Annotated in this window: 20 protein-coding genes and 1 pseudogene; 14 read left to right on the top strand and 7 right to left on the bottom strand. The window is 67.8% G+C overall.

Features of this window, described 5'->3' with window-relative positions; genetic code table 11:
• Positions 1 to 7: 7 nt before the first annotated feature.
• Together cysN and cysD are read right to left on the bottom strand one after the other, a co-directional pair.
• Positions 8 to 1,915: a sulfate adenylyltransferase subunit CysN gene (gene cysN / locus AC1RRV_RS10840; protein WP_492859630.1), complete on the bottom strand. Its 1,908-nt coding sequence runs from the start codon at positions 1,913 to 1,915 to the stop codon at positions 8 to 10.
• Positions 1,915 to 2,895 carry a sulfate adenylyltransferase subunit CysD gene (gene cysD, locus AC1RRV_RS10835; RefSeq protein WP_492859629.1) on the bottom strand — a complete coding sequence of 327 codons (981 nt, stop codon included), beginning with the start codon at positions 2,893 to 2,895 and terminating at the stop codon, positions 1,915 to 1,917. The genes cysN and cysD overlap by 1 nt, the downstream gene beginning before the upstream one ends.
• A gap of 233 nt (positions 2,896 to 3,128) precedes the next feature.
• On the opposite strand from cysD, the pseudogene AC1RRV_RS10830 reads away from it, so the two are divergent.
• From AC1RRV_RS10830 to AC1RRV_RS10820, 3 genes and pseudogenes are all read left to right on the top strand, one after another.
• A pseudogene (locus AC1RRV_RS10830) lies at positions 3,129 to 3,204 on the top strand (hypothetical protein); the annotation flags it as partial.
• A gap of 317 nt (positions 3,205 to 3,521) precedes the next feature.
• Complete coding sequence (locus AC1RRV_RS10825) at positions 3,522 to 6,194, top strand: coiled-coil domain-containing protein (protein ID WP_492859628.1); 2,673 nt, start codon at positions 3,522 to 3,524, stop codon at positions 6,192 to 6,194.
• 17 nt (positions 6,195 to 6,211) lie between these two features.
• Entirely contained in the window at positions 6,212 to 6,772 is a 561-nt protein-coding gene (locus AC1RRV_RS10820) for a sugar transferase (RefSeq protein ID WP_492859627.1), read from the top strand.
• A gap of 40 nt (positions 6,773 to 6,812) precedes the next feature.
• Here AC1RRV_RS10820 and AC1RRV_RS10815 read toward each other — a convergent pair whose 3' ends face one another.
• Positions 6,813 to 8,261 (bottom strand): mannitol dehydrogenase family protein, encoded by a 1,449-nt coding sequence (locus tag AC1RRV_RS10815; protein ID WP_492859626.1) that lies wholly within the window; start codon positions 8,259 to 8,261, stop codon positions 6,813 to 6,815.
• A 132-nt stretch (positions 8,262 to 8,393) separates the two neighbouring features.
• The gene (locus AC1RRV_RS10810; RefSeq protein ID WP_492859624.1) at positions 8,394 to 9,902 is read right to left on the bottom strand and encodes a UxaA family hydrolase; all 1,509 of its coding nucleotides are present in this window, start codon (positions 9,900 to 9,902) and stop codon (positions 8,394 to 8,396) included.
• Positions 9,903 to 10,062: 160 nt separating this feature from the next.
• Here AC1RRV_RS10810 and AC1RRV_RS10805 point away from each other — a divergent pair, with 160 nt between their 5' ends.
• The 10 genes from AC1RRV_RS10805 to AC1RRV_RS10760 all read left to right on the top strand — a co-directional run bounded on the left by AC1RRV_RS10805 (position 10,063) and on the right by AC1RRV_RS10760 (position 22,586).
• Positions 10,063 to 11,151: a LacI family DNA-binding transcriptional regulator gene (locus AC1RRV_RS10805; RefSeq protein ID WP_492859623.1), complete on the top strand. Its 1,089-nt coding sequence runs from the start codon at positions 10,063 to 10,065 to the stop codon at positions 11,149 to 11,151.
• Positions 11,152 to 11,270: 119 nt separating this feature from the next.
• Positions 11,271 to 12,734: a glucuronate isomerase gene (gene uxaC, locus AC1RRV_RS10800; RefSeq protein WP_492859622.1), complete on the top strand. Its 1,464-nt coding sequence runs from the start codon at positions 11,271 to 11,273 to the stop codon at positions 12,732 to 12,734.
• A 24-nt stretch (positions 12,735 to 12,758) separates the two neighbouring features.
• Positions 12,759 to 13,601, top strand: a complete 843-nt coding sequence (gene kduI / locus AC1RRV_RS10795) for a 5-dehydro-4-deoxy-D-glucuronate isomerase (protein WP_492859621.1) — start codon at positions 12,759 to 12,761, stop codon at positions 13,599 to 13,601.
• A 150-nt stretch (positions 13,602 to 13,751) separates the two neighbouring features.
• Positions 13,752 to 14,507 carry a 2-dehydro-3-deoxy-D-gluconate 5-dehydrogenase KduD gene (gene kduD, locus AC1RRV_RS10790; protein ID WP_492859620.1) on the top strand — a complete coding sequence of 252 codons (756 nt, stop codon included), beginning with the start codon at positions 13,752 to 13,754 and terminating at the stop codon, positions 14,505 to 14,507.
• Between the two features lie 186 nt (positions 14,508 to 14,693).
• Positions 14,694 to 17,423 carry a phosphoenolpyruvate carboxylase gene (gene ppc / locus AC1RRV_RS10785; protein WP_492859619.1) on the top strand — a complete coding sequence of 910 codons (2,730 nt, stop codon included), beginning with the start codon at positions 14,694 to 14,696 and terminating at the stop codon, positions 17,421 to 17,423.
• A gap of 564 nt (positions 17,424 to 17,987) precedes the next feature.
• On the top strand, positions 17,988 to 18,662 hold the full coding sequence (locus AC1RRV_RS10780; RefSeq protein ID WP_047411483.1) for a bifunctional 4-hydroxy-2-oxoglutarate aldolase/2-dehydro-3-deoxy-phosphogluconate aldolase: 675 nt from the start codon (positions 17,988 to 17,990) through the stop codon (positions 18,660 to 18,662).
• Positions 18,663 to 19,769, top strand: coding sequence for a PfkB family carbohydrate kinase (locus AC1RRV_RS10775; RefSeq protein ID WP_419321212.1), 1,107 nt, complete (start codon positions 18,663 to 18,665; stop codon positions 19,767 to 19,769).
• A gap of 1,032 nt (positions 19,770 to 20,801) precedes the next feature.
• The gene (locus tag AC1RRV_RS10770; protein ID WP_492859618.1) at positions 20,802 to 21,167 is read left to right on the top strand and encodes an ArsR/SmtB family transcription factor; all 366 of its coding nucleotides are present in this window, start codon (positions 20,802 to 20,804) and stop codon (positions 21,165 to 21,167) included.
• On the top strand, positions 21,164 to 21,712 hold the full coding sequence (locus AC1RRV_RS10765) for an SRPBCC family protein (protein ID WP_492859617.1): 549 nt from the start codon (positions 21,164 to 21,166) through the stop codon (positions 21,710 to 21,712). The genes AC1RRV_RS10770 and AC1RRV_RS10765 overlap by 4 nt, the downstream gene beginning before the upstream one ends.
• A 139-nt stretch (positions 21,713 to 21,851) precedes the next feature.
• A complete protein-coding gene (locus AC1RRV_RS10760; RefSeq protein WP_492859616.1) occupies positions 21,852 to 22,586 on the top strand; it encodes a hypothetical protein in 735 nt (244 codons plus the stop codon).
• 4 nt (positions 22,587 to 22,590) lie between these two features.
• Here the strand turns inward: AC1RRV_RS10760 and AC1RRV_RS10755 are convergent, their stop codons facing one another.
• Positions 22,591 to 23,106, bottom strand: a complete 516-nt coding sequence (locus AC1RRV_RS10755) for a PIN domain-containing protein (protein ID WP_492859615.1) — start codon at positions 23,104 to 23,106, stop codon at positions 22,591 to 22,593.
• On the bottom strand, positions 23,106 to 23,360 hold the full coding sequence (locus tag AC1RRV_RS10750; protein WP_492859614.1) for a type II toxin-antitoxin system Phd/YefM family antitoxin: 255 nt from the start codon (positions 23,358 to 23,360) through the stop codon (positions 23,106 to 23,108). Before AC1RRV_RS10750 ends, AC1RRV_RS10755 begins: the two co-directional genes overlap by 1 nt.
• A 208-nt stretch (positions 23,361 to 23,568) precedes the next feature.
• Here AC1RRV_RS10750 and AC1RRV_RS10745 point away from each other — a divergent pair, with 208 nt between their 5' ends.
• Positions 23,569 to 24,933, top strand: coding sequence for a cation:proton antiporter (locus AC1RRV_RS10745; protein ID WP_492859613.1), 1,365 nt, complete (start codon positions 23,569 to 23,571; stop codon positions 24,931 to 24,933).
• 200 nt (positions 24,934 to 25,133) lie between these two features.
• On the opposite strand, the gene AC1RRV_RS10740 is transcribed toward AC1RRV_RS10745, so the two are convergent.
• Positions 25,134 to 26,687, bottom strand: coding sequence for a tryptophan halogenase family protein (locus AC1RRV_RS10740; protein WP_492859612.1), 1,554 nt, complete (start codon positions 26,685 to 26,687; stop codon positions 25,134 to 25,136).
• Positions 26,688 to 26,735: the final 48 nt, after the last annotated feature.

Raw genomic sequence — 26,735 nt, 5'->3', positions numbered from 1 at the left:
CCGGACCTTAGATCGTGTAGTCGATCTCCCGGCCTTCCAGCCAGGCGACGATCTTCTCGGCCGCCTCGACCGGATCGATCGCGGTCGTGTCGATACGCAGTTCGGGCTTTTCCGGCGCCTCGTACGGGCTGTCGACGCCGGTGAAGTTCTTCAGCTGGCCCGAGCGGGCCTTCTTGTAGAGACCCTTCACGTCCCGCGCCTCGGCCACGGCCAGGGGCGTGTCGACGAAGACCTCGATGAACTCGCCGGGCTCCAGGATATCGCGCGCCAGCTGACGCTCGGCCTGGAACGGCGAGATGAAGGCGGTCAGGACGATCAGCCCGGCGTCGACCATCAGCTTGGCGACCTCGGCCACGCGGCGGATGTTCTCGACGCGGTCCTCCTCGGTGAAGCCGAGGTCCTTGTTGAGGCCGTGGCGGACATTGTCGCCGTCTAGCAGATAGGTGTGGCGGCCCAGGGCGTGCAGGCGCTTCTCGACCAGGTTGGCGATGGTCGACTTGCCCGCGCCCGACAGGCCCGTCAGCCAGACGACCTGGCCGCGCTGGGCCTTCAGGGCCGAGCGCGAGGCCTTGGTGACGTCGGTGTGCTGCCAATGGATGTTGTCGGCCCGGCGTAGGGCGAAGTTCAGCATGCCCGCGCCGACCGTCCGGTTGGACAGGCGATCGACCAGGATGAAGCCGCCCATCTGACGGTTGTCGGCATAGGCCTCGAACGGGATGGCCTGGTCGAGCGAGAGGTTGCAGACCCCGATCTCGTTCAGTTCCAGCCGCTTGGCGGCCGTGTGCTCCAGCGTATTGACGTTCACCCGGTGCTTGATGTCGGTGACGCTGGCGCTGACCGTGCGCGCGCCCAGCTTCAAAAGATAGGTGCGGCCCGGGGGCAGGGGCTCGTCGTCCATCCAGACGACGGTGGCCTCGAATTGATTGGCGACCGGCGCCGGAGTGTCGGCGCTGGCGATCACGTCGCCGCGCGAGACGTCGATCTCGTCTTCCAAGGTCAGGGTCACCGACTGGCCGGCGACGGCTTGGGGCAGGTCGCCCGGTAGGGTGACGATGCGGGCGACGCGGCTTTCACGACCCGAGGGCAGGGCGCGGATGCGGTCGCCCGGCTTGATCGAACCCGACGCGATCAGGCCCGAAAAGCCCCGGAAGTCGAGATTGGGGCGATTGACCCACTGCACCGGCATGCGGAAGGGCTTGGCCTGCAGATCGTCCTCGACCTCCACGCCTTCCAGCCAGTCCATCAGGATCGGACCCTTGAACCACGGCGTCTGGTCGCTGCGGCTGGCCATGTTGTCGCCGCCCAGGCCCGAGATCGGGATGGGCGTGAAGACCGACAGGCCGATCTGCTCGGCGAAGGCGCGATAGTCGGCGACGATGCGATCAAAGACGGCTGGATCCCAGCCGACCAGGTCCATCTTGTTCACCGCCAGCACCACGTGGCGGATGCCGAGCAGGCTGACGAGATAGCTGTGGCGGCGCGTCTGGGTCAGCACGCCCTTGCGCGCGTCGATCAGGATCACAGCTGCGTCGGCGGTCGAGGCGCCGGTGACCATGTTGCGCGTGTACTGTTCGTGGCCGGGTGTGTCGGCGACGATGAACTTGCGTTTCTCGGTCGAGAAGAAACGGTAGGCGACGTCGATGGTGATGCCTTGCTCGCGCTCGGCGGCGAGGCCGTCGACCAGGAGGGCGAAATCGATCGCGCCGCCCTGGGTGCCGACCTTCTTGGAGTCGGCCTCGAGGGCCGCCATCTGGTCCTCGAAGATCATCTTGCTGTCGTACAGCAGGCGGCCGATCAGGGTGGACTTGCCGTCGTCGACGCTGCCGCAGGTGATGAAGCGCAGCAGCGATTTGTGCTGGTGCTGCTCGAGATAGGCCTCGATGTCCTGGGCGATCAGGGCGGACTGGTGCGCCATCAGAAATAGCCCTCCTGCTTCTTCTTCTCCATCGAGGCGGACTGGTCATGGTCGATGACCCGACCCTGGCGCTCCGACGTCGTGGTCAGCAGCATTTCCTGGATGACCTGGGGGAGGGTGGCGGCCTGGCTCTCGACCGCGCCCGTCAGCGGGTAGCAGCCGAGGGTGCGGAAGCGGACGCTCTTCAGCTGCGGGACTTCGCCGTCACGCAGGCGGAAGCGGTCGTCGTCGACCATGATCAGCGCGCCGTCGCGCTCGACCACCGGCCGCTCGGCCGCGAAGTACAGCGGCACGATCGGGATGTTCTCCAGGTGGATGTACTGCCAGACGTCCAGCTCGGTCCAATTGGAGATCGGGAACACGCGCAGGCTTTCGCCCGGGTGCTTGCGGGTGTTGTACAGGTTCCACAGCTCGGGGCGTTGGTTCTTCGGGTCCCAGCGATGCTCGGACGAGCGGAATGAGAAGACGCGCTCCTTGGCCCGGCTCTTCTCCTCGTCGCGGCGGGCGCCGCCGAAGGCCGCGTCGAAGCCGTACTTGGTCAGCGCCTGCTTGAGGCCCTCGGTCTTCCAGAGGTCGGTGTGCAGGGCGCTGCCGTGGTCGAACGGATTGACGCCGCGCGCTTCGGCGTCGGGGTTCTTGTAGACGATCAGGTCGAAGCCCAGCTCCGAGGCCACCTTGTCCCGCAGGGCGTACATGTCCCGGAACTTCCAGGTCGTATCGACGTGCAGCAGCGGGAAGGGCGGCTTGCTGGGATAGAAGGCCTTGGCTGCGAGGTGCAGCATCACCGCGCTGTCCTTGCCGATCGAATACAGCATGACCGGCCGCTCGCACTCGGCCGCCACCTCACGCAGGATGTGGATGCTCTCGGCCTCCAGCCGTTGGAGGTGCGTCAGGCGAGCCGGCGAGATCGCGGTCTTCGTGGAATCTGACGTCATCGGGTCCGGCTGGTACGCGGCGGGTGCGAATTGGGTAAGGGCCAAGGCGTGGGTCCGCAAAGAAAAAATGTCCGGGCCCGTCCCGTCGAAAACGGGTCGCTCCGGCGCAGGCTGGGACCTAGGCCCGGCCGTCGTCCGGGACAACCGCCGGAATTCTGGGGGCGCTGTCAGTTGGCGTGGCGCCACGGCCCGGAAGCTTCGGCGTTCATGACCAAAAGTTCACTCGCTCTCGATCGATGACTCTCGCATAACGGCGCTATCGGTTCCCGAGGTGGGCAATGGGCTTCCTGACCGAAATGCTGGCTGTGGCGGTCGTCTGGCTGTCGTCCTTCGCGCTCTGCCAATTCGGCGTCGCGATGGAAAACCGCGCCTGCCCTCACGCCAAGAAAGCGGTCGCCGCCAAGACCGTGGCGCGCTCGCCGCGTGACGGGCTCAAGATGTCTCCCATCGCCGCCAATGCGCCGCCGCAGGCCTCCGCGCCGGCGTCGCGCGACGCCTGAACCGCGTTCAGACGCCGCAACCCCTGCGAACACAACCGAAGTTGCTTTGCGCCAAGGCTTTTCGCCGTTAGGTTCATGTGACACGCGAAGGAGGGGTCCGGCGCGCGAAGGCTGTTTCTGCGCCCCCTCTCAGACGCTTATTTTGCCGACGTCCTGGGACCCTGGCTGTGTATGAAGCCTAAGAAGCGCCAACCGCTCGATTTCTCCGCGACGCCGACGGATCCCCCTCCCGAGGAAACCAAGACCGCGCCCGAACTCCCGGAGACGAGGTCTTTTTCCGATCCCGAGGCGGACATTCCCACAGCCGAGCCCCTGACACTGAATGAGCCCCTCGGCGAGACGCCGAGCGAGGACCTTGTCGTGCCGCCGCCGATGACGACGCGGTCGCGCCGTCGTCGCGAGCCCGAGCCCGAGCTCGATCCGGTCACCAGCTTCGCCGAACCCGAGTTGAAGCCGGCGACTTCGCTGGCCATGGGCGCCCAGCCGCCCGCGCCGATCATCGAGAGCGCCAAGCCGGCCAAGACCAGCGGGCGCGAGTCCGCGCTCGACCTGCGGGGACCGGCGTCCGAGGCGCCAACGCCCTTGACCACCCAGGACGTCCCGCGCCGCATGTCCGGCGTGCTGTTCTGGACCCTGGCCACCGCCATCGCGGCCCTGTGGGCCCTGGCCCCGATCGCCTTCGCTCTGGGCTATGCGCGCGGCGTGCCGGCCTTCAAGGTCGAAGGCTTCGCCCTGATGGTCTTCGCGGGCCTGGCCCTGGGCCCGGCGCTGATGACCCTGCTGGGCGCCTATCTGCTGCGCCAGGCCACCGGCGTCGCCGACGAGTTGCGTCGCAACCGCACCCTGACCGACCGCCTGGTCACCCCGGCCGTCCTGGCCGCCGCCGGCGCCTCCAGCGCCGTCGACTCCATGCGCCAGGGCGTCGAAGACGCCGCCGCCGCCGCCGAACGGGCTCGCGAGCACATCATCTCGCTGCGTCAGGCCCTGGCGGAAGAGACCGCGCGCTTGGCCGAGGCCGCCGCCGAGTCGGCCAAGATGGCCCACCAGCTCGCCCAGGGCCTGGGCCACGAACGCACGGCGATGGAAACCCTGTCGCAGTCGCTGGACGCCCGCTCCACGGCGGTGGTCGACGCCATCGGCAGCCAGGCCCGCATGGTGGCCGAGGCATCCGACCTGGCCGAAACCCAGCTGCGCGAAGCCGAAGCCGCGCTCGCGGCCCGCGCCGCCGACCTGGCCGCCGCCGCCGCCGAGGCCTCGGACGCCGCCCGCGTCGGGGCCGAGGACCTGTCCCGCCAGATCGCCCGCCTGGAGACCGCCGGCACCGGTGTTGGCGACCAGGTCGCCTCCGTCGAGAAAACCCTGGCCGCCCAGCGCGCCGCCCTGGTCGAGATCAGCCAGGCCCTGCGCTCTGAGCAAGAGGACTTCGCCTCCGAGGCCGAAACCCGCACGGCCCAGCTCACCGAATTCGTCGCCTATACCCGCGTCGGCGCCACGGAACTGTCGGACACCGCCTCGATGGGGGCTGAGATCCTGCGCGGCCTGATCAGCTCGGCCGCCGACCAGTTCCGCGAGATGGCCGACGGGGCCAAGGGGCAGCGCGAGGCGCTGGCCGAGGACGCCAAGAAGACGCTCGAAACGATCGGCGACGTGGCCGAGAACCAGCGCACCCTCCTGGAAGAAGAGCTGAAGGCCGCCATGGAGGCCATGGCCGCCGCGGCGCTGAAGGCCGGCGAGAGCGTCGAGGCCCGCGTCGAAGCGGCCCGCAGCCGGGTCGACCAGCTCAACGAGATCGCCTTCGCGGCCGGCCAGAAGGCCGATGCGGTGTTCGAGTCGCGGATGGAAGAGGCCCGCGACATCATCGAGCACTCGGCGCAGATGGTCGAACAGGCCGGCGCCCGCACCTCGCAGAAGCTGGCGGACTCGGTCCAGGCCGCGCGCGCCACCCTGGACGAGCTCGAGACCATGCTGACCGAGATCGGCAAGCGGACGGCCGACCTGCCGGCCGAGGCCTTGCAGAAGGCCGGCGAGGTCCGGATCGCGATCGAGCAGGGCGTCGAGCACCTGATGAACGCCGTGCGCCGCACGGCCGAGGAAACGGCCGCGATCGACCAGGCCTTCCAGGACCGCGTGCGTCGCAACTACGAGATGCTGAGCGAGGCGGCCGGCGCTGTCTCCGCGTCCGGCGTCTCGACCATGGCCGCCCGGGCTGCTTCGCCGGTCCAGCCGCGCACGCGCGCCGCCGCGCCGCCGCCCGCTCAGCCGCCTCAGACCTTGCCGACGGCCGAGTTCGACGACGAGGACGAACCGCCCGCCGATCGCCGCCGTCTGCGCCTGACGCCGACCGCGACCGACGAGGAGTTCCGTTCGGTGTTCGAGCAGGCCTCTTCGCGCAAGCCAACGCCGCCGCCCGCCGCCGATCCGGAAGGCGAGGGCGGTTGGAGCTGGCGTAACCTGCTGTCCGGCATCGAGAACAGTTCGCCCGGCGACGCCGCCCTCGGCGACAAGCTCGCCGCCGAGATCACGGCCATGGGTATCGATCCGCATGCCCTGCTGCCACGCGGCCGCATCGACGAAATCGCCGCCGCCCTGCAGACTGGCGACGGTGGTGGGGCTCGCGAGGTGGTCAAGCGCCTGGCGCCCGCCGCCATCCGGCGCCTGGTGCGCCGCCTGTTCTCCGACGGCACGCTGAAGGCCAACACCGAGCGCTTCCTGAAGCGCTATGCGGGCATGATCGACGAGGCCGCGGGCCAGGATCGCGAAGGCTTCCTGCTGGCGGCCCTGCTGTCGTCGGACGCCGGCCGAGCCTATCTGCTGCTCGACGCGGCCAGCGGCGATCTGGGCTGAGAGTTCCGGGGACCTAGGTGAAACGCGCCTTCGACTTCCTGGCGGCGGCGGTCGGCCTGATCGTGCTGGCCATTCCGCTGGCCGTGCTGTGGCTGGTGGTGCGCCTGACGTCTCCCGGGCCCGGCCTCTATTGGTCGCAGCGGGTGGGGAGGGGCTCCGTGCTCTTTCCCATGCCCAAGTTCCGCACCATGCGGATCGATACCCCCGAGGTCGCCACGCATCTGCTGGAAGACCCCGACCAGTGGCTGACGCCGGCGGGGCCGCTGATGCGCAAGTTCAGCCTTGATGAGCTGCCGCAGCTGTGGAGCGTGCTGGTCGGCCATATGAGCCTGGTCGGCCCGCGCCCGGCGCTGTTCAACCAGGATGACTTGATCGCGGCGCGCCGGGAGGCGGGCGTGGACGCCTTGCGTCCCGGCCTGACCGGCTGGGCGCAGATCAACGGTCGTGACGAGTTGGCCGTCGCCGACAAGGTGGCGCTGGACGCCGAATATCTGTGCCGTCAGTCGCTGCCGTTCGACCTGAGGATCATGGTCGGCACGGTCGCGGTGGTGCTGAGCGCACGCGGCGTCACCCGCTAGGCCCGAGCCTCACCGCGCGGCGCGCGGAGCGGCGACGTCTCTAGGCCAAATCGGCGTAGGCTTTCTCGACCGCGCCCACGAACGTCGGGTTCGAGGTCAGCGCCGCCGGGAACATGCTGTTCAGGCCCAGGAAGGCCGCGACGTCGGTCTTGGCGTCGCCCGTGACCCCAACGCCGATCTCGGTGAGCTTGTCATGCAGCGGATCGGTGATCGCCTCACCGGTCTTGGCGCGCAGGGCCACGAAACGCATCCAGGCCGCCAGCGGGATGGCCAGGCGCTCGATCGAACGGCCGGCTTCCAGCGTTTCGGTCAGGGTTCCCAGTATGCGGAACGGCAGCTTCTGCGAACCGTCCCAGGCGATCTGCGCCAGGAAGTGGCGGATCTCGGGGTTGCGGAACCGGGCTAGGATGGCCTCGGCGTATTCGGCCAGATCGAGACCTCGCGGGGCGGTGAGCGTCGGGATGATGTCCTTGGCCATCAGGTCGCGGGCCAGCGCTTCCAGCACCGGATCGCTGACTGCCTCGAACACCGTCTCGTGGCCGCGCAGGATGCCGGCATAGGCCAGGGTGGAGTGGACGCCGTTCAGTAGGCGCAGCTTGGCCCGCTCGAAGCCGCGCACGTCGTCGGTCAGGATGACGCCGACGCTGGCCAGGTCCGGCGCATCCGCCGGCAGCACGTCCTCGACCACCCACTGGGTGAAGGCTTCGCGCTGGATCGGCCAGGCGTCTTCGAGACCGGTCGCGGTCTGGACACGGGTCCGCAGGGCGTCGTCGGTGGCGGGCGTGATGCTGTCGACCATGGTGCGCGGGAAGCTGCCCTCGCGCTCGATCCAGGCGGCCAGGTCCGCGTCGACCTTGGTCGCGAAGGCGACGACCGCCGCCTTCAGGCGCCAGCCGTTGTCGGCGAGGTTGTCGCAAGCGACGACGGCGTAGGGCGCGTGGCCGGCCATGAAGCGGCGGCGCAGGCCCTCGACGATATAGCCGACGGCGCTCTTCGGCTCGCGCGGATGGGCCAGGTCGTGGACGATGTCGGGGTGGCTCTCGTCCAGGCCGCCATCGGCCGAGAGGGTGTAGCCCTTCTCGGTCACGGTGAGGGTCACCATGCGGGTCGTCGGAGCGGCCAGGCGGGCGAAGACCGACGGCGGATCCTCGGGTGCGACCAGCACCTCGACGATCGAACCGACGATGCGGAACGTGGTCTCGGCGTCCAGCTGGGCCAGGGTGTAGAGGCCGTCCTGCGGCTCCAGGGCGTCGCGGACGCCCGGGCTTTTCAGCGATACGGCGCAGATGCCCCAGCGTGGGTCGCTCTCCAGAAGTTGGTCGAAATAGAAGGCCTGGTGGGCGCGGTGGAAGGCGCCAGGACCGAAATGAACGACGCCGACCTGGACCTTGTCGCGGTCATAGGCCGGCAGGGCCGTGCCTGGGACGGCGCCGGGATAGCTGGTCGCGCTCAGACGCAGGGCGGGGGAGGTCGCGGAGGAAGCCGTCAAGGGAGCACGCCTGGGTTCGGTGTCGGGTCCGAAGGGGAGGCTCCGCCGGAGATTCCCCTCGCGGAACCCTACATGACTTGCGCCGACACCGGTGGCAATGCGGAACCCCAGGCGCCCGTCACGGAGCGCGGCCTAGAGCGTAACGCCCGACTTCCAGATGGCGATCTCGCGTTCGCCGTTCAGCTCGGCCTTGGTGGCCTTGCCCGAGGCGGTATCGACGACGAGGTCCATCAGGCGGTTGGCGGCGTCGTCCATCGAGACGCCCTCCAGCACCTGGCCGGCGTCGAAGTCGATCCAGCCAGGCTTGCGCTGGGCCAGGCCCGAGTTCGAGGCGATCTTCAGGGTCGGGGCGGGGAAGCCCAGCGGCGTGCCGCGGCCGGTGGTGAACAGGATCACCGTGGCGCCGGCGGCCGTCAGAGCGGTGGACGACACCGCGTCGTTGCCCGGCGCTTCCAGGAAGGTCAGGCCGTGCGGGCCGACCCGCTCGCCGTAGCGCAGCACCTCGACCAGTTGCGCGCGGCCCCCCTTTTGCACCGCGCCCAGGGATTTCTCCTCCAGGGTCGTGATGCCGCCGGCGATGTTGCCGGGCGAGGGGTTCTCGTAGATCGGCTGGTTGTTGTCGATGAAGTAGCGCTTGAAGTCGTCGATCACCGCGACGGCCTGGTCGAACACCTCGCGGCTGACGGCGCGCTGCAGCAGGACGTTCTCGGCGCCGAACACCTCGGGGATCTCGGTCAGGACGGGCGTGCCGCCGGCGTCGGCGACCTTGTCGGCGATGCGGCCGACCAGCGGATTGGCCGTGACGCCCGAGAAGCCGTCGGAGCCGCCGCACTTGAGGCCGACCACCAGTTCGGAGACGGAGATCGGTTCACGGCGGTCCTGCTCGGCGATCTCGACCAGGGCCTCCACGGCGGCGAGGCCGTCCTCGAACTCGTCCTCGACCATCTGGGTCGTGAAGCTGCGCAGGCGTTCGGCGTCGATGTCCGGCGCGCTCTCCAGCAGGGCCTTGAGCTGGTTGTTCTCGCAGCCCAGGCCCAGGATCAGCACGCCGCCCGCGTTGGGGTGACCCGCCAGGCCAGCGATCAGCTTGCGGGTATGGGTGAGGTCGTCGCCGAGCTGCGAGCAGCCGAACGGATGGGGGAAGGCGTAGATGCCGTCGACCCGGCCGGCGAAGCGCTGGTTGGCCTTCTCGGCGATGCGGCGGGCGGTGTTGGCCACGCAGCCGACGGTGCACAGCACCCAGATCTCATTACGCGTGCCGGCTCGGCCGTTCTTGCGGCGATAGCCGTCGAAGGTGCGGGCAGGGGGCTCCGCGTGCGCTTCTGGCGTGGTCGGGGCGAAGGCGTAGCCCTCGACGCCTTCCAAGCGGGTGGCGACGTTGTGGACGTGGACGTGATCGCCCACGGCGATGTCGGCCGTGGCCCGGCCGATCGGCCAGCCGTACTTCAGGACGTCGTCGCCGGTCTTCGCGGCCTGGATGGCGATCTTGTGGCCCTTGGGTATGTCGGCCAGGGCGGTGATCGCTTGCCCGTGAAGGTCCAGAACCTCGCCGGCGGCGAGATCGCGCAAGGCCGTCGCGACATGGTCGCGAGGGTCGACGGGGTGGATCGATTCGCGGGGCGCCTGGGTGGTTTCAGTCATGGAGTATCGTCGCCGCCGTGTTTCGTGTCGCCAATCTGAGGGCTTGATGACATGGTAACCGGTGTCAGCGTCCTCGCAAGCGGACGTTTCGTCCTAGGTTGGCGATACTGACGCGGCTAGAGTATGACAAAAGAAAACGCCTAAAGCTGCTGGAAACGCCGTGAACTCTTCAAAGACGCCTTCCTCGACCCCGGAAGCCTCGAGTCAGGAAGAGGGGGAGATCGGCATTGAGGGCGGCCGCCGCAGGGCGACAATCAACGATATCGCGCGCCTGGCGGGGGTCTCGAAGAAGACCGTTTCCCGCGTGATCAACCAATCGCCCTTCGTGCGCGACGAAACCCGCGAGCGGATCGAGGCGGTGATCGCCGAATGGGGCTACGCCCCCGACCCTCAGGCTCGGGGCCTGGCGTTCCGCCGGTCGTTCTTGATCGGCATGATCTACGACAACCCCAATCCGCAGTACGTCGTGAACATGCAGCTGGGTCTGCTGGACGGCATGCGCGGCTCGGGCTTCGAGCTGGTCGTCCATCCGTGCGATCGCTCCAGCCCGACCTTCCTCACGGATGTCCGGTCCTTCGTGGAGCGCCAGAAGCTGTATGGCGTCGTTCTGCCTCCGTCGGTGTCGGAAGACGAACGGGTCGCCAAGCTGCTGAATGAGATCGGCTGCGCGTACATCCGCATCGCCTCGGTCGAGCTGGACAAGCCCGAGCACATGATCGTCGGCCACGACCGCATGGGCGGCTCGCAGGCGGCGCGGCACATCATCGAGCTGGGCCACAAGAACATCGCCTTCATCTCCGGTCCCGACAGCTTCCGTTCGTCGCACGAGCGGCGAGGGGGCTTCGAGGACGGTCTGGCCGAGGCCGGGCTGAAGCTGACGCCCGACGCCATCGTCCAGGGCGCCTATACCTTCGAGTCCGGCGTGGCTTGCGGCGACAAGCTGCTGGCCCGCACGCCACGACCGACCGCGATTTTCTGCGGCAACGACGAAATGGCCGCCGGCGTTCTGCAATCGGCGCGCAAGGCCGGCCTGTCGGTGCCCGGCGATCTGACCGTCGTCGGCTTCGACGATTTCCAGATCGCCCAAGCCGTCTGGCCGCCGCTGACTACGGTCCACACGCCGACCCGCGAGATCGGCAAGATGGCCGCCGAGAAGCTGATCGGCGTCGAACGGCGTGAGCCGCGCGACGCGACCAAGACCGAGCCGAGCCTGGTGGTGCGTGAATCCTCGGGCCCGGTTCCGGCCTGACACGTTGCGGCCGCCTGCGGCTTGCATAGGATCATGACACCGGTTACCAAGCGGGCCGTGCGGCCACCCGCGAAGTCGCCGGTCAAGAAACGCTGAGTGAGACAGGGAGCAGACGCGCCATGGTTAGGCCTCTGAATTTCCACGACGATCGCCTGTTCCCGGCGGATGCGACGACGCGGTCCTACGCGCGCGGCCTGTACGCGCTGGTCAAGGACCTGCCGATCATCAGCCCGCACGGCCACACGGACCCCAGCTGGTTCGCGACCAACGAGCCGTTCCAGGACGCCACCGACCTGCTGCTGGCGCCGGACCACTACCTGTACCGGATGCTCTACAGTCAGGGCATCAGCCTGGACGCTCTGAAGGTGCGGTCCAAGGCCGGCGTCCCGGCCACCGATGCGCGCGCGGCCTGGAAGCTGTTCGCCTCGAACTTCCACCTCTTCCGCGGCACGCCGTCGTGGATCTGGCTGAACCACGTATTCTCCAAGGTGTTCGGCTTCACCGAGTTCCTCGAAACCGCGAACGCCGACGACTATTTCGACCGGATCAACGAGGCGCTGGCCACCGACGCCTTCCGTCCGCGCGCTCTGTTCGACCGTTTCAACATCGAGACCCTGGCCACCACCGAGGGACCGCACGAGACGCTGAAGCACCACCACGCCATCCGCGAGAGCGGGTGGGGCGGCCACGTCATCACCGCCTATCGCCCGGACGCCGTCATCGACTTCGAGGACGAGCGCTCGCCGCGCGCCTTCGAACGCTTCGCCGACGTCTCGGGTCAGGACGTCTATAGCTGGCAGGGCTATCTCGAAGCCCACCGGCAGCGCCGCGCGGCCTTCATCGACGCCGGCGCCACCTCGTCCGACCACGGCCACCCGACGGCGGCCACCGCCGACCTCTCGGACGTCGAGGCCGAGGCGCTGTTCGACAGCCTGGTGAAGGGCGACGTCACGCCCGAGAAGGCCGAGCTGTTCCGCGCCCAGATGCTGACCGAAATGGCCAAGATGAGCCTGGACGACGGGCTGGTCATGCAGATCCACCCGGGCTCGCACCGCAACCACAACGCTGGCCTCTTGGCCTCGCATGGTCGCGACAAGGGCGCCGACATCCCGATGCGCACCGAGTATGTCTCGGCGCTGAAGCCGCTGCTGGGCCGTCTGGGCAACGATCCGCGCCTGTCGGTGATCCTGTTCACCCTGGACGAGACCGTCTACAGCCGCGAACTGGCCCCGCTGGCTGGGCATTATCCGGTCCTGAAGCTGGGTCCGTCCTGGTGGTTCCACGACAGCCCCGAAGGCATGATGCGCTTCCGCGAGCAGGTCACCGAGACCGCCGGCTTCTACAACACCGTCGGCTTCAACGATGACACCCGCGCCTTCCTGTCGATCCCGGCCCGCCACGACGTGGCGCGTCGCGTCGATTCCTCGTTCCTGGCCCGCATGGTCGCCGAGCACCGCATGGACCTGGTCGAGGCCGAGGAACTGATCGTCGATCTGACGTACAACCTGCCTAAGAAGGCCTACAAGCTGGACCAGCGTCCCGATTGGGCTCGCCCGACCTCGCTGTCCGCCGCCGCCGAATAAGAACACCCTTCCGGAGATACCTCGATGTTCGCCAAGACCTACCACGCCACCCATCCGGACATGATGTTCGCGGTCAGCAATGACGACCTGCGCGAGCGTTACCTGATGGACGGCCTGTTCCAGGACGGCCAAATTGTCCTGCACTACAACCACGCCGAACGCTTCGTCGTCGGCGGCGTGGTCGCCACCGCGGCCGTCAAGCTGCCCGACCAGACCGAGCCCGCCTCGGCCGCCGGCCACCCGTTCCTGGAGCGCCGCGAGCTGGGCGTGATCAATGTCGGCGACACGACCGGCAAGATCACCGTCGACGGCGTCGTCTACGAAATCGTTCCGCGCGACGGCCTGTACGTCACCATGGGCGCCAAGGACGTGACCTTCGAAGGCATGGGCGGCGGCGCTGCTCGCTTCTACCTGGTCAGCCTGCCGGCCCACGCTTCGTTCGAAACCAAGAAGCTGGCCTTCGCCGACGCCGTCGCCCTCGAGCGCGGCGCGCTGGAGACCTCGAACGAGCGCACCATCTACCAGTACATCGTGCCGACCACCTGCAAGTCGGCCCAGCTGCTGCTGGGCATGACGGTGCTGAAGCCTGGCAGCGTCTGGAACACCATGCCGCCCCACCTGCACGACCGCCGTTCGGAAGCCTATTTCTACTTCGGTCTGGGCGATAACGACCGGGTCTTCCACTACATGGGCGAGCCGGACGAGATGCGTCACATCGTGATCGCCAACGAGGAAGCCGTGATGAGCCCGCCGTGGTCGGTCCACATGGGTTCGGGCACCTCGAACTACACGTTCATCTGGGCGATGGGCGGCGAGAACCTCGACTATACCGACATGAACGTGCTGGACATCTGCCAGCTGAAGTAGGGACGAAAGTCCACGCGCTCCGGTGTCATCCCGGCCGGAGCGTAGCGTAGAGCCGGGACCCAGGGGCGGCCGCATTGTCGCTGGCCCCTGGGTCCCGGATCGGCCTTCCAGGTCGTCCGGGATGACACGATTTTTGAACAGGAACTCGTCATGGCCAATCCGTTCAGCCTCGAAGGCAAGGTCGCGCTCGTCACCGGCGCCAACACCGGCATCGGGCAGGGGATCGCCATCGCGCTCGCCCAAGCCGGCGCCGACATCGCCGCCGCGGGCCGCAGCGAACCCACCGAAACCCAGAAGGCCGTCGAAGCGCTGGGCCGCAAGTTCCTGTCGATCAAGGCCGACTTCGGCTCGATCGAGCCCGTGCAACGCGTGGTCGACGAGACCGTCGCCGCCTTCGGCCAGGTCGATATCCTGGTCAACAACGCCGGCATCATCCGTCGCGCCGACTCGATCGAGTTCTCGGAAGCCGACTGGGACGCGGTGATGGACACCAACCTGAAGGTCGTCTTCTTCCTGACCCAGGCGTTCGCCAAGCAGGCCCTGAAGCAGGGCGGCGGCAAGGTGGTCAACATCGCCAGCCTGCTGTCCTTCCAGGGCGGCATCCGCGTACCGTCGTACACGGCCGCCAAGTCGGGCCTGGCCGGCCTGACCAAGATCCTGGCCAACGAGTGGGCGACCAAGGGCATCAACGTCAACGCCATCGCGCCGGGCTATTTCGACACCAATAACACCGAGGCCCTCCGCGCCGACCAGGACCGCAACGCCGCGATCCTGGCGCGCATTCCGGCCGGTCGTTGGGGCCGTCCCGAGGACATCGGCGGCGCCGCCGTGTTCCTGGCCTCGTCGGCCGCCGACTACGTCCAGGGCATTACTCTGCCCGTGGATGGCGGTTGGCTGGCCCGCTAACGAAACAAATCCGCGCAAAAATACGATGGTAGCGCAACCATCGTGCCGGGCGGCTTTCCCCGCCCGGTGAAGCGCGCTAGAGGGCGCCGCAGCGTTAGCGGCCCGGAATGATACTGGGACGCGGACGCTTTCTCGTGATCCATTCCAGTACGAGGTGACAGGTTTTGTCGCCTCGGGAGCTCGCGCATGCGCAACCCGGCCCTGTCGATCGATGTCGACCATCCGACTAGCCGTCACGTCCGCCAGAACGCCAATCTGCTGAGCGAGCTGCTGGCGGAGGCGATCGCCTATCTGGAGGGCGACGAGGCCGCCGCCTTGGTGATCAAGGCGCGCAAGGCCGCTTCCCGTGAGGATGAGACCACCGGCGAGGCGCAGGTGCTCGATCACCTGTTCGCCGACCTGACGACCGACCAGGCCGTGTTCCTGGCCCGCGCCTTCGCCAGCCACTCGCTGCTGGCCAATATCGGCGAGGACGTCGCCGGCCGCCGCCGCCACGCCGAGGTCGACGCCCAGCCGGGCGACGAGCGCCCGCGCACCCTGGTCGACGCCGTCGAGCTCCTGAAGAGCCGGGGCAAGACCGACGCCGAACTGGCCAGGATCTTCGCGGCCATGAACGTCGTGCCGGTGCTGACCGCCCACCCGACCGAAGTCCGCCGCCGCAGCATGGTCGATCGCGAGACCGAGATCTCGCGCCTGATGGCCCTGCGCCGCCACCACCTGCCGCCGGACCTGGACGCCGAGATCCGCGAAGGCCTGTTCCGCGAGATCGCCCTGATGTGGCGGACCCGTCTGTATCGCCCCGAGCGGATCACGGTGAAGGACGAGATCCGCAACGCGCTGTCGATCGTCCGCACCTCGATCCTGCCGGCGATCATCGACCTCTATGGCGATTGGACCAGCAAGATCGGCCAGCACGGTCACCTGGCGCCGCTGCTGAAGATGGGCTCGTGGCTGGGCGGCGACCGCGACGGTCACCCCGGCGTCAACGGCGAGACCCTCAAGCTGGCCTTCGCCTCGCAGTCTCGCGTCATCCTCGACTGGTACGCCGGCGAGGTTCGCAAGCTGTGGTCCAACCTCGCGGTCTCGACGGCCTATACGCCGGTGTCCGAGGAGCTGCTGGCCCTGGCCAGCCAGTCCCGCGATCCGTCGGTCCATCGCCTGGACGAGCCCTATCGTCTGGCCCTGGAGCTGATCTTCGACCGCCTGACCGCCGTCTCGCAGAAGCTGACCGGCCAGCCGGTCGCCTACGCCAACGGCGCGACCGACGTCGAGCCCTATGGGCAGCCCGACGCCTTCGTCTCGGACCTGAACGTCATCATCGACAGCCTGGAGCGTAACGGCGGCGAGCGCCTGGTCGGCTCGGCCCTGCGCACCCTGGTCGAGGTGGCCAAGGCCTGCGGCTTCCACCTGATGAGCCTGGACCTGCGCCAGAATGCCGACGTCCACGAGCGCACGGTCCACGAGCTGTTCCAGCGCGCCGGTTCGGGCGTCCGCTATCTGGACCTCGATGAGGACGCCCGCTGCAAGCTGCTGAGCGAGGAGCTGTCGCACCAGCGGCCCCTGGTCTCGCCCTTCACCGCCTATAGCGAGGAGACGAGCAAGGAGCTGGCCACCATGGAGGCCGCCGCTCAGGCGGTGCGCGACTACGGCCACGGCTGCCTCGGCGCGTACATCATCTCGAAGGCGGCGACCCTGTCCGACATCCTCGAGCCGCTGGTCCTGCTCAAGCAGGTCGGCCTGGTCTGGGGCGGCGCCGCGCCGCGCGCCTCGGTCAAGGTCGCGCCGCTGTTCGAGACCATCGGCGACCTCGAGAACGGCCCGGCCGTGCTGCGCCAGTGGCTGGAGATGCCGCTGTCGCGGACCATCCTGGGCGATCGGCCGGTGCAGGAGATCATGCTCGGCTACTCCGACTCGAATAAGGACGGCGGCTATGTCGCGTCTCGTCGCGGCGTGGCTCGCGGCGCCTCGGCCCTGGCCTACGAGGCCGACCGGATGGGCGTGGGCCTGCAGCTGTTCCACGGCCGTGGCGGCAGCGTCGGGCGGGGCGGGGGACCGGCCGCCGAGGCCGTGCTGGCCCAGCCCGCCGGCACCGTCCAGGGTCGCATCCGCATGACCGAGCAGGGCGAGATGATCGCCCGCCGCTTCGGCGACCAGCCCACCGCGCGCCGCAACCTCGACGGCCTGGCCGCCGCCGTGCTGATCGCCAGCGACCGGCCGATCCATCAGCCCGACCCCAAGGTCGAGGCCGCCATGACCGCCCTGGCCGAGGCCTCGTTCCACGGCTTCCGGGCCCTGGTCTATGACGACCCGGCCTTCGAGGACTTCTTCTGGTCGGCGACCCCGATCAGCGAGATCGTCGGCCTCAACATCGGCAGCCGTCCCGCCAGCCGCACCGCCAGCCGCAAGATCGAGGACCTGCGGGCCATCCCGTGGGTGTTCAGCTGGTCGCAGGCCCGCTTCATGCTGCCGGGCTGGTATGGCTTCGCCTCGGGCGTCGAGCGGGCCGACCTGTCGGTCGAGCAGCTGCGCGACCTGGCCGGAAACTTCGATTTCTTCGCGTCCCTCCTGTCGAACATGGAACTGGCCCTGGCCCAGAGCCACATGGGCATCGCCGCCCGCTACGTGGCCCTGTCGCCCGACAAGGCCAATGCCGAGCGGATCTTCGCGACCATCCAGCGCGAGCACGAGGCGGCCACCCGCCTGGCGCTCGAGATCCGAGGCGGCTCGGCCCTGCTCGACAATCAGCCGGACCTGTCGGAGTCGGTGGTCCTGGCGGGCCGATCCGTCGATCCTCTGAACCACCTGCAGCTCGAACTGCTGTCGCGCCGCCGGGCAGGGGACCAGGACGAGTCGCTGCGCTTGGCCATCCAGCTGACCGTCGCCGGCATCGCCGCGGGGCTGCGGAACACGGGCTGATCCTCATCGTGAAGTTGAGCTGGGAGACCCGCGCTCTCCCAGCTCTTCAAACGCGCTAGTTTTCAAACATTTAGAGCGCCTCATTTCCGCTCTGCACGGCGCTTGCGCTCCCCGGCGGTTTCTGTTTATCTGCGCATGACACCGGTGGCGAAGTGGCCTGGCCACTTTCCCGGTTTCGGTGACACCGGTGTCATAACGTTTCGGTTCAGCGTCGTGGTTGGCCGTCTCGTTTTGCGGCTCTTTGAGCTCGCTCCTGCGCAAACTTCTGGGGCGTCGGGTCATACCGACGCCCTCACTTTTGCGCTCCGGGGCGGCGAGGGGGCTGAAGGAAAAAAGGTTCGGGGAAGGAAACGAGACCAGAGACCGAAACCGCGGACACGCCGCCAAGCGGTCGTGAATCCGCGCTTCAGCTCCCCTTAGTTTGACGTCGCGACAAGCCCGGTATGGCGCCGGCGCGCAACGCGGTCTAAGGGATCGCCCTGAGCCAATTCCGGCGAAATATTGCCCGTGCGGCGGCCCATGCGGCCATCCGCGCAAGATCGATCCTTCGGGAAGGAGTTTACGATGGTGAAAGACCGTATGGCGGTGCTGACCGCCCTGATGGACCAAGGCGTGATCCCGGTTTTCTATCACCCGGATGTCGAGGTCTGTAAGAGCGTGATCCAGGCCTGCGCCGACGGCGGCGCGCCCTGCATCGAGTTCACCAACCGCGGCGATTTCGCCAGCCACGTCTTCTACGAAGTGACCCGTTACTTCGCCGAGGCGGATCCGCGCGTGATCATGGGCGTGGGCTCGATCGTCGACGCCCCGACCGCCGGCATTTACATCGCCAACGGCGCCAAGTTCGTCGTCGGCCCGATCCTGAACGCCGACGTCGCCAAGGTCTGCAACCGCCGCAAGATCCCGTATTCGCCGGGTTGCGGTTCGGCCTCGGAAATCTCGTACGCCGAAGAGCTGGGCTGCGAGATCGTCAAGGTGTTCCCGGGTTCGTCGGTCGGCGGTCCCGATTTCGTCAAGGCGGTGCTGGGCCCGATGCCCTGGACCCGCATCATGCCGACCGGCGGCGTCGATCCGGACGAAGCCTCGGTGAAGAAGTGGTTCGGCGCGGGCATCGTCGCCGCCGGCATGGGCTCCAAGCTGATCACCCAAGAGATGCTGGACGCCAAGGACTACGCGGGCATCTCCAAGAAGGTCCGCGAGACTGTTGACCTGATCAAGAAGGTTCGTGGGAAGGCCTAAATGACCGACAATATCCTCAATATTCGCCCGGCTTCGGAAACCAAGTGGGACTGCGCTTCCTTCGGTGAAGTGATGCTGCGTTTCGACCCGGGCTTCGGCCGGGTGCGCAACGCCCGCCAGTTCAACGTCTGGGAAGGCGGCGGCGAGTACAACGTGGCCCGCGCCTTCAAGAAGTGCTGGGGCAAGCGCTCGACGGCCGTCACCGCTCTGCCGGTGAACGACCTGGGCTGGCTGGTCGAGGACCTGATGATGCAGGGCGGGGTCGACACCTCCCACATCATCTGGCGCGACTTCGACGGCCTGGGCCGCAACACCCGCGTCGGCCTGAACTTCACGGAAAAGGGCTTCGGCGTTCGTCCGGCCCTGGGCTGCTCGGACCGTGGTCACTCGGCCGCCTCGCAGATCCGCCCCGGTGAAGTGAACTGGGAAAAGCTGTTCGGCGAAGAAGGCGTGCGCTGGTTCCACACCGGCGGCATCTTCGCGGCCCTGGCTTCGAACACCGCTGAAGCGGTCATCGAAGCCGTCGAAGTGGCCCGCAAGTACGGCACCGTCATCTCCTACGACCTGAACTACCGCGCCTCGCTGTGGAAGTCGCAGGGCGGCAAGGAAGGCGCTCAGAAGGTCAACCGTCACATCGCCCAGTACGTCGACGTGATGATCGGCAACGAAGAAGACTTCACCGCCTGCCTGGGCTTTGAAGTCGAAGGCCTGGACGAGCACATCAGCGCGATCGATCCGGCCAACTTCAAGAAGATGATCGAGACCGCCGTAAAGCAGTTCCCGAACTTCAAGGTCGCCGCGACCACCCTGCGCAACGCCAAGACCGCCTCGGTCAACGACTGGTCGGCGATCCTGTACGCCGGCGGCGAGTTCTACTCGTCGATGATGCGCGAGAACCTCGAGATCTATGACCGCGTCGGCGGCGGCGACGGCTTCGCCTCGGGCCTGGCCTTCGGCTTCATGGAAGGCAAGGGTCCCCAGGCCGCCGTCGAGTACGGCGCGGCCCATGGCGCCCTGGCCATGACCACCCCGGGCGACACCTCGATGGTGCGCCAGGCGGAAGTCGAGGCCGTGATGAAGGGCAAGGGCGCGCGGGTCATCCGCTAAGCGTCTCTTTCTCTACGAAGAACGAGCAGAAGCCCTCGGCCGCAAGGCCGGGGGCTTTTTCGTTTCGGGAACGCCTCCCCGCCGCGGGGGGAAGTCCTGCTGAGCTTGTCCCTTCCACCCCGCCGGGCTGCGCCGAAAGCGCCGCTTGGGGCGGGGGGTTCCGAGCCCGTTCCTCGTCTCGTCGGATCAAATGCTGGAGTTCCTTCGACTCGCGGAACTTCCTCATCTTCTTGAACACCTTCCGTCGCAGCGCGGCGATGCGCGCCGGCGGCCATTCGAGGGCGGGTGTCTTGGATCTTGGTTTAGGGCGTCGGGACAATGGCTCCTCCAGAGACGTGTCTAGGCGCTCCGACGCGGCGCGCCGGAGGGGATGGGGAGAGAGCGGGGCGCCGGGACCTCGCCCGGAGTAGATGGAGAAATACCGTTTCGACGAAGCGCAGCGCCCCGCGCGATCATTTTCCGGAAGCGCGCCGTCGTGATGCTGTTAACACCCCGCCGACCTTGAAGCCTCCGACGGGCGGGCCAGGTCGCGAAACCCAGTCCCGGTCAGGAGCCTTTCGGCTCCCCTGTCGCTCTCGTCAGCCCGCGTCCAACGTCGTTTCTGTGTTCCAGGGTCGACTACCTCAGGATGGACGAAGTTGCGGAGTCGCCTCCGCGCCGACGAGCGCGCCCGCTCGACCGCCCCCCGAAGCCGCGAAGGTCGCTGGCCGCGCGCCCTCCCCAGTGCTTCGAGGTGGGTTGAGCATACGGCGGGTTTTGGAGGGGAGGATGAAAGGGCGTGAACGCTCGTCCAGATCCCTTCTCCCCTTGCGGGAGAAGGTGGCGCGAAGCGCCGGATGAGGGGTTGATCGGCCTGTCGAATTAGCTTGCTCGCTCAAGCGGTTAGGTTTGTGCGACCCCTCATCCGACCGCCTGCGGCGGCCACCTTCTCCCGCAAGGGGAGAAGGAGATCCGCCCGCCCCCATCGCTGCATATCCACCATCATTCAACAAAACGGTTGAATATCCATCGCGGCCTTCTATATTCAACCTCATGGTTGAACTTCACGCCGCCCAGCTCGACACCGTCTTCCACGCCCTCGGCGACGCCACGCGTCGGCGGATGCTGCGCGAGCTGGCCGATGGCGAGCGCACCGTGAGCCAGCTGGCCCAGCCGTTCTCGATCTCGCTGGCGGCGGCCTCCAAGCACATCAAGGCGCTGGAGAACGCCGGCCTGATCCGTCGCGAAGTGCAGGGGAGGACCCACATGTGCCGCCTCGATCCTGGCCCCCTGGCCGGCGCCCAGGAATGGCTCGGCTTCTATGAGCGCTTCTGGACCGGCCGCCTCGACGTGCTCGAAGGCCTGCTCCGCGCGGACGATGCCCGAAAATCCAAGACCTCAGAAGGAGATGACCAATGACCGACGCCCAAGTCCTCGAAAGCGGGACGACCGACGCCTACGGGACGCTGATCGAGCCCACCACCCTGAAGATCCTGCGCCGGCTGCCCGGTCCGATCGACCGTGTCTGGTCCTATCTGGCCCAGAGCGAGCTGCGCAAACAGTGGCTGGCGGCGGGGGCGATGGAGATGAAGCAGGACTCCGCGTTCACGCTCACCTGGCGCAACGACGAGCTGACCGACCCGCCGGGCAGGAAGCCGGACGGCTTCGGCGTCGAGCACAGCATGGAAAGCCGCATCGTCGAGCTGGATCCGCCCCACAAGCTGGTCATCACCTGGCAGAACACCGGCGACGTCTCGTTCGAGCTGGAAGAGGTGCGCGGCGAGGTGCTGCTCACCATCATTCACCGCCGCTTCGCCAACCGCGACCAGCTGCTCAAGCACGCCGCCGGCTGGCACATGCACCTGGACGTCATGGCCGCCCGGATCGCCGGTACGACACCGTCGCCGTTCTGGGACGGCTGGACGCGGCTGCTGGGCGAGTACGAGACCCGCCTGCCGGTCTAGGGGGGTCTTTCCACGCCGCCCCGACGGAAGGGGCGGCGATTGGCCCGCCGGACGTGCTCATCACGATCCCGCGCCCGGCGGAACGGCGCGGGCTGCTCCCGGGTTGATTGGCTAGGATCAACCACGCGAGTTCAGCACAATGATGTCGCCAGCTCACAGCAAGCCCGTCGGCGCGGCGCGCCGATACGTGGCGGCCGTGCTGGCGCTCAGCCTCGGGATGGGGGCGGCCGATGCGGCGCTGGCCGGGGCGCAGGACAAGAAGACGTCCCAGAAGCCCCCTCAGACCTCCTCGGAGGCCAATAGCGACAATCTCGGCTCGGCCGTGACCGCGCCGTTGCGCGACATCAATGTGGTGCGTTCGGAGATCCCGGACCTGCTCAAGAAGGCGGTGGTCGACCCCTATGCGCCGCCGTCGACCGGCTGCGAGCCGCTGAAGGCCGAGATCGACAATCTGGATGCGGTGCTGGGCGACGACTACGACGATCCCAAGGACGCCAAGAAGGGCGGGGCGAACGTCTCCAAGCCCGTGCTGGGCGCCGTGGCCAGCGCGGTCACCGACGTGATCCCGATGCGCGGCTGGGTCCGCAGGCTGTCCGGAGCCGAGCGCCACGACCAGGCCGTGCGCGACGCCATCAAGGCCGGTTTCGTGCGGCGCGGCTATCTGAAGGGTCTCTACAACGCCGGCACCTGCAAGGGCGACCGCCTGGTGTTCGTCGCGGCCAAGCCGGCTCCGCAGCCGGTGTTCGTGGCCGCCGAGCCGGCCCAGCCCGTCCTGGTGGCGGCCGAGGCTCAGCCCATCCCGATCAAGGCCCCACTCGCGCCGTTCACGACGCTCAGCGTCGCCGACGCGCGGGGCCCGACGGGCGTGCCTTAGAGCCCTAACCCCGCACGAAGATGTTGCGCAGCCACTGCGCGCCGACCTTGGCGGCTTCGCCCCAGTCTTCCTCGTCATCGACGGCCTCGGGCTTGTAGCCCCAGGGGTTGAACACCTTCAGCCGGGGAACCTTGGCGAAGGCGGCGGTGTCGCGGGTGGCCAGGGCCAGGCCGTGCTCCAGGGCCGTGGCGGCCAGCAGGGCGTCGCGGGAGTCCGCCAGCGGCACATGCGCCCGGCGGCGGACCACGGCGGCGTCGATCGCCAGGATGCGGCCCTCGAACGCCGGCGCGACGCGGTTGTCCAGCCAGTCGCGGAGCAGGGCGGTTTCAGTCTTGTCCTTGGGGGTCTTGTCCTTGCGCTCGGTGCGGGCGACCGCGTTCTCCAGCTCCAGCAGGGTCAGGGCCGAGATGAACAGGCTGGATCGCGCCGCGCCGGCCGCCCAGGCGGCGAGGCCGGGGTCGGTGGCGCCGGACTTGGCGTTGCGCAGCTCCAGGACGATGTCGGTGTCGAGCAGGTGCATCAGAGCTCGCCTCTCTGGCGCCCCGGGCGGTCCCAGGCCTCGGTCGAGCGCGCCGACTCGATCGCTACGGGCCCCGGCATGGCCAGCAGGTCGACGATGGTCTCGGTCTGGCCGGTCAGGCGGCGATAGGTCTCGACGCTCATCAGCACGTGGGTGGGGCGGCCGCGATCGGTGATGAACACCGGCTCGATTCTGGCCGCGCGCTTGGCCTGGCTGACATCCTGGTTGAAGTCGCGGCTCGTGAGGACCTTCATTTTTGTGCCTAGGTACCTACAATGACAAGGTTGTCTTGTAGGTACGTTACTACAATGTTGCGCCCCGGCAACAGAAAATTCGCCAACGAAAACAATCTGCTGACAAGGCTGTTAAAAATCGTCGGCTCGGATTGCGCATTGGTCAGATCTCTGCGCGGCATGGGGTCAAGGCGCAAAGCCAAGCGACATTCATTAGGGGGCTAAGACAGTGTCAGACCTACTCGCGCAGACGATCGCCACGGCGGCGGATCTGCTCAACAAGCACGGACCGGCCACGAAGGCGGCCGCGCAAAGCTTCTCTCCGACCGACTTCAGCGTGCACTTCTTCCTGCAGCTGGCCGTCATCGTCCTGACCTGCCGCGTCGTCGGCTGGCTGGGCCAGAAGCTGCTGAAGCAGCCGCAAGTCGTGGGCGAGATGATCGCCGGCGTGGTGCTCGGCCCGTCCCTGCTGGGCCTGCTGTTCCCCGACCTCCAGGCGGCGATCTTCCCCAAGGAGACCAAGAACATCCTCTATGTCGGCGCCCAGCTGGGCGTGGGCCTCTACATGTTCATGGTCGGCACCAGCTTCCAGGCCGGTCACTTCAAGGCCAAGGCCAAGAGCGCGATGAGCGTGTCGTTCGCCGGCATCGCCGCGCCGTTCATCATCGCGGCCATCATCACCCCGTTCCTGCTGAAGGTGCCGGGCCTGTTCGCGCCGACCATCAGCCAGGGCAACGCGACCCTGTTCATGGGCGCCTGCATCGCCCTGACCGCCTTCCCGATGCTGGCCCGGATCATCAACGAGCGCGGCCTGGCCAAGACCACGCTGGGCACCCTGACCCTGACGGCCGGCGCCTTTGACGACGCCGTCTCCTGGTGCGTTCTGGCCCTGGTGCTGGCGACCTTCGGCGGTGGTCCGGGCGTGGCCGCCCTGGCGATCGGCGGCGGCCTGGCCTGGGTCCTGTTCGTCACCGTCTTCGGCCCGAAGATCCTGGCGCCTCTGGGCCGCATGGTGGAGCGCGAGGGGCAGATGAGCACCTCGGTGCTGGCCCTGGTCATCCTGGCCTTCTGCACCTCGGCCTTCCTGATGGACGCCGTCGGCATCCACGCCATCTTCGGCGGCTTCATCCTGGGCGTGGTCATGCCGCGCGGCCTGCTGGTCGAGGAGCTGAAGAAGAAGGTCGAGCCGCTGGCGGTCGTGCTGCTGCTGCCGATGTTCTTCACCTATTCGGGCCTCAACACCCGCATGGACATGGTCAACTCGCCGAGCCTGCTGTTGATCGCCCTGGGCATTCTGGTCGCCTCGATCCTGGCCAAGTGGGGCGCCTGCTACCTCGCCGCCCGCGCCACCGGCGAGAACCACAGCACCGCCATGGGTATCGGCGCCCTGATGAACTCGCGCGGCCTGATGGAGCTGATCATCATCAATATCGGCCTGCAGAAGGGCATCATCGGCCCGACCCTGTTCTCGATGCTGGTGCTGATGGCGATCGTCACCACGGTGATGGCCAGCCCGCTGTTCGAGGTGGTCTACGGCAAGAAGGCCCGCGAAAGCGGCGAGCTGGGCGCCGTGCCGGATCCCGCTCGGGCCTAGAGTTTGAAATTCCCTGGGCTGGAGGTTCTCCGGCCCGGGACCCAAGCCGCTTCCCCTGGGCCCGCTTCGGCGGGCCCTTTCTTTTCAAAAAGGGGGCGCCCGCTTCGGCGGGCCCTTTCTTTTCAAAAAGGGGGCGCCCGCTTCGGCGGGCCCTTTCTTTTCAAAATGGGGGCGCCCGCTTCGGCGGGCCTTTTTCTATGTCAGGCGTGTTCCAGCGCGCGATCGAAGCCGAAGCGGTTGATCTGGGCGATCAGGTCGCGGTGGCTGGGCAGGTCCTGGGTGGCGCGATCGGCGAAGCCGCGGATCTTGGCGAATAGCTTGGCGGCCGCCGCCACGTCCGGGAACTCTCCCGCGCCGTCGGTCAGGTCGGTTTTGAAGCCCATGCCGTACAGGATGTACTGGTAGTTGAAGAAGGCGAAGGTCTCGAGGTCGAGGATGAAGTCGAACCGCGCGGGCGGGCGATGGCGCCATTGCTCCAGCAGGTCGACCAGTCGCTCCGGGATCGAGGCGGGTTGCGTGTTCTCCCGCCAGAACGGCTCGGTCCGGCGGCTGAGGCAGTAGTGCAGCTTCAGGAAGACGATGATGTTGTCGTAGCGCGCCGTCATCAGCTCGTTGAAGCGGCGGGCCGGGGCGCTGACCGGGCCCGAGTGCGGGAACAGCTCGGCGATCATCGCCACGGCCGCCTCGATCAGCACGACGCTCGTCGATTCCAAGGGCTCCAGGAAACCGGCCGAGAGGCCGACCGAGACGCAGTTCTTGATCCACTGCTTCTCGCGATAGCCGGCGTCGAAGCTGATCTTCCGCATCGGCAGGTCCGAGCCGCCCAGATAGTCGCGCAGGATCGTCTCGGCGCGGTCGTCGTCCATATGGTCGCTGGAATAGACGCAGCCGACACCGCGCGCCCCGGCCAGGCCGATGTCCCAGGTCCAGCCGGCCTCGTGGGCGGTGGCGATGGTATAGCTCTGGATCGGCGCGTCGGGGCGCTCATAGGGCGCGTGGCAGGCGATGGCGCGGTCGGCGAACAGTACGTCGCGCACCGACTTGAACGGCGACTCCAGCGCCTTGCCGATCATCTCGGCCCGGAAGCCGGTGCAGTCGATATAGAGGTCGGCCGACAGGTCGCCGTGCTCGGGGCAGACGATGTAATCGATGGCGCCGGTCTCGTCCAGCGCGACCTCGGTTAGGCGGCCCTGCAGGTGGCGCACGCCCAGCTCGACGGCCCGCTCGGCCAGGACCTGGGCCAGCTTGGCGGCGTCGAAGTGATAGGCGTAGTTCAGCGGGCCGGCGAAGTCGCTCTCGTGCGGGCGCTTGGGCGCGCGGTGGGCGTCGGCGACCCGGGCCTGGATGGTCACGGCCTCGGCGAACGGCGCGCGCGTGGCCTCGCTCTGCAGCAGCCAGTAGGGCGCCAGGCTGGTCCCGTCGGTCGAGAACGGCGCCTCGAACGGGTGGAAGAAGCTGTGATGCTTGCCGCCTTCCGGCGCGCGGGCCCAGTCCACGAAGCGGATGCCCTGCTTGAAGGTCGCCGAGGTCTCGCGAATGAACCGCGCCTCGTCGATGCCCAGGAAGCGCAGGGTGTTCCGGATGGTGGGGAAGGTGGCCTCGCCGACGCCGATGATGCCGATCTCGGGCGATTCCAGGAGGGTGATCTCCAGGTGCGCCTGCTCGGCCACGCGCAGGGCCTTGGCCAGATAGGCGGCCGTCAGCCACCCGGCCGTGCCGCCGCCCACGATGAGAATGCTTCGCCTACGTTGCATGGCGAATTGATAGCAGAGTTCGCGGGCGGGGAGGGAGGTTTGGCGACG

The sequence above is a fragment of the Caulobacter sp. GW821-FHT11E10 genome (genome assembly GCF_058808375.1).
The sequence above is the reverse complement of the archived record's forward strand: the minus strand, read 5'-3'. Positions and strand labels throughout refer to the sequence as shown.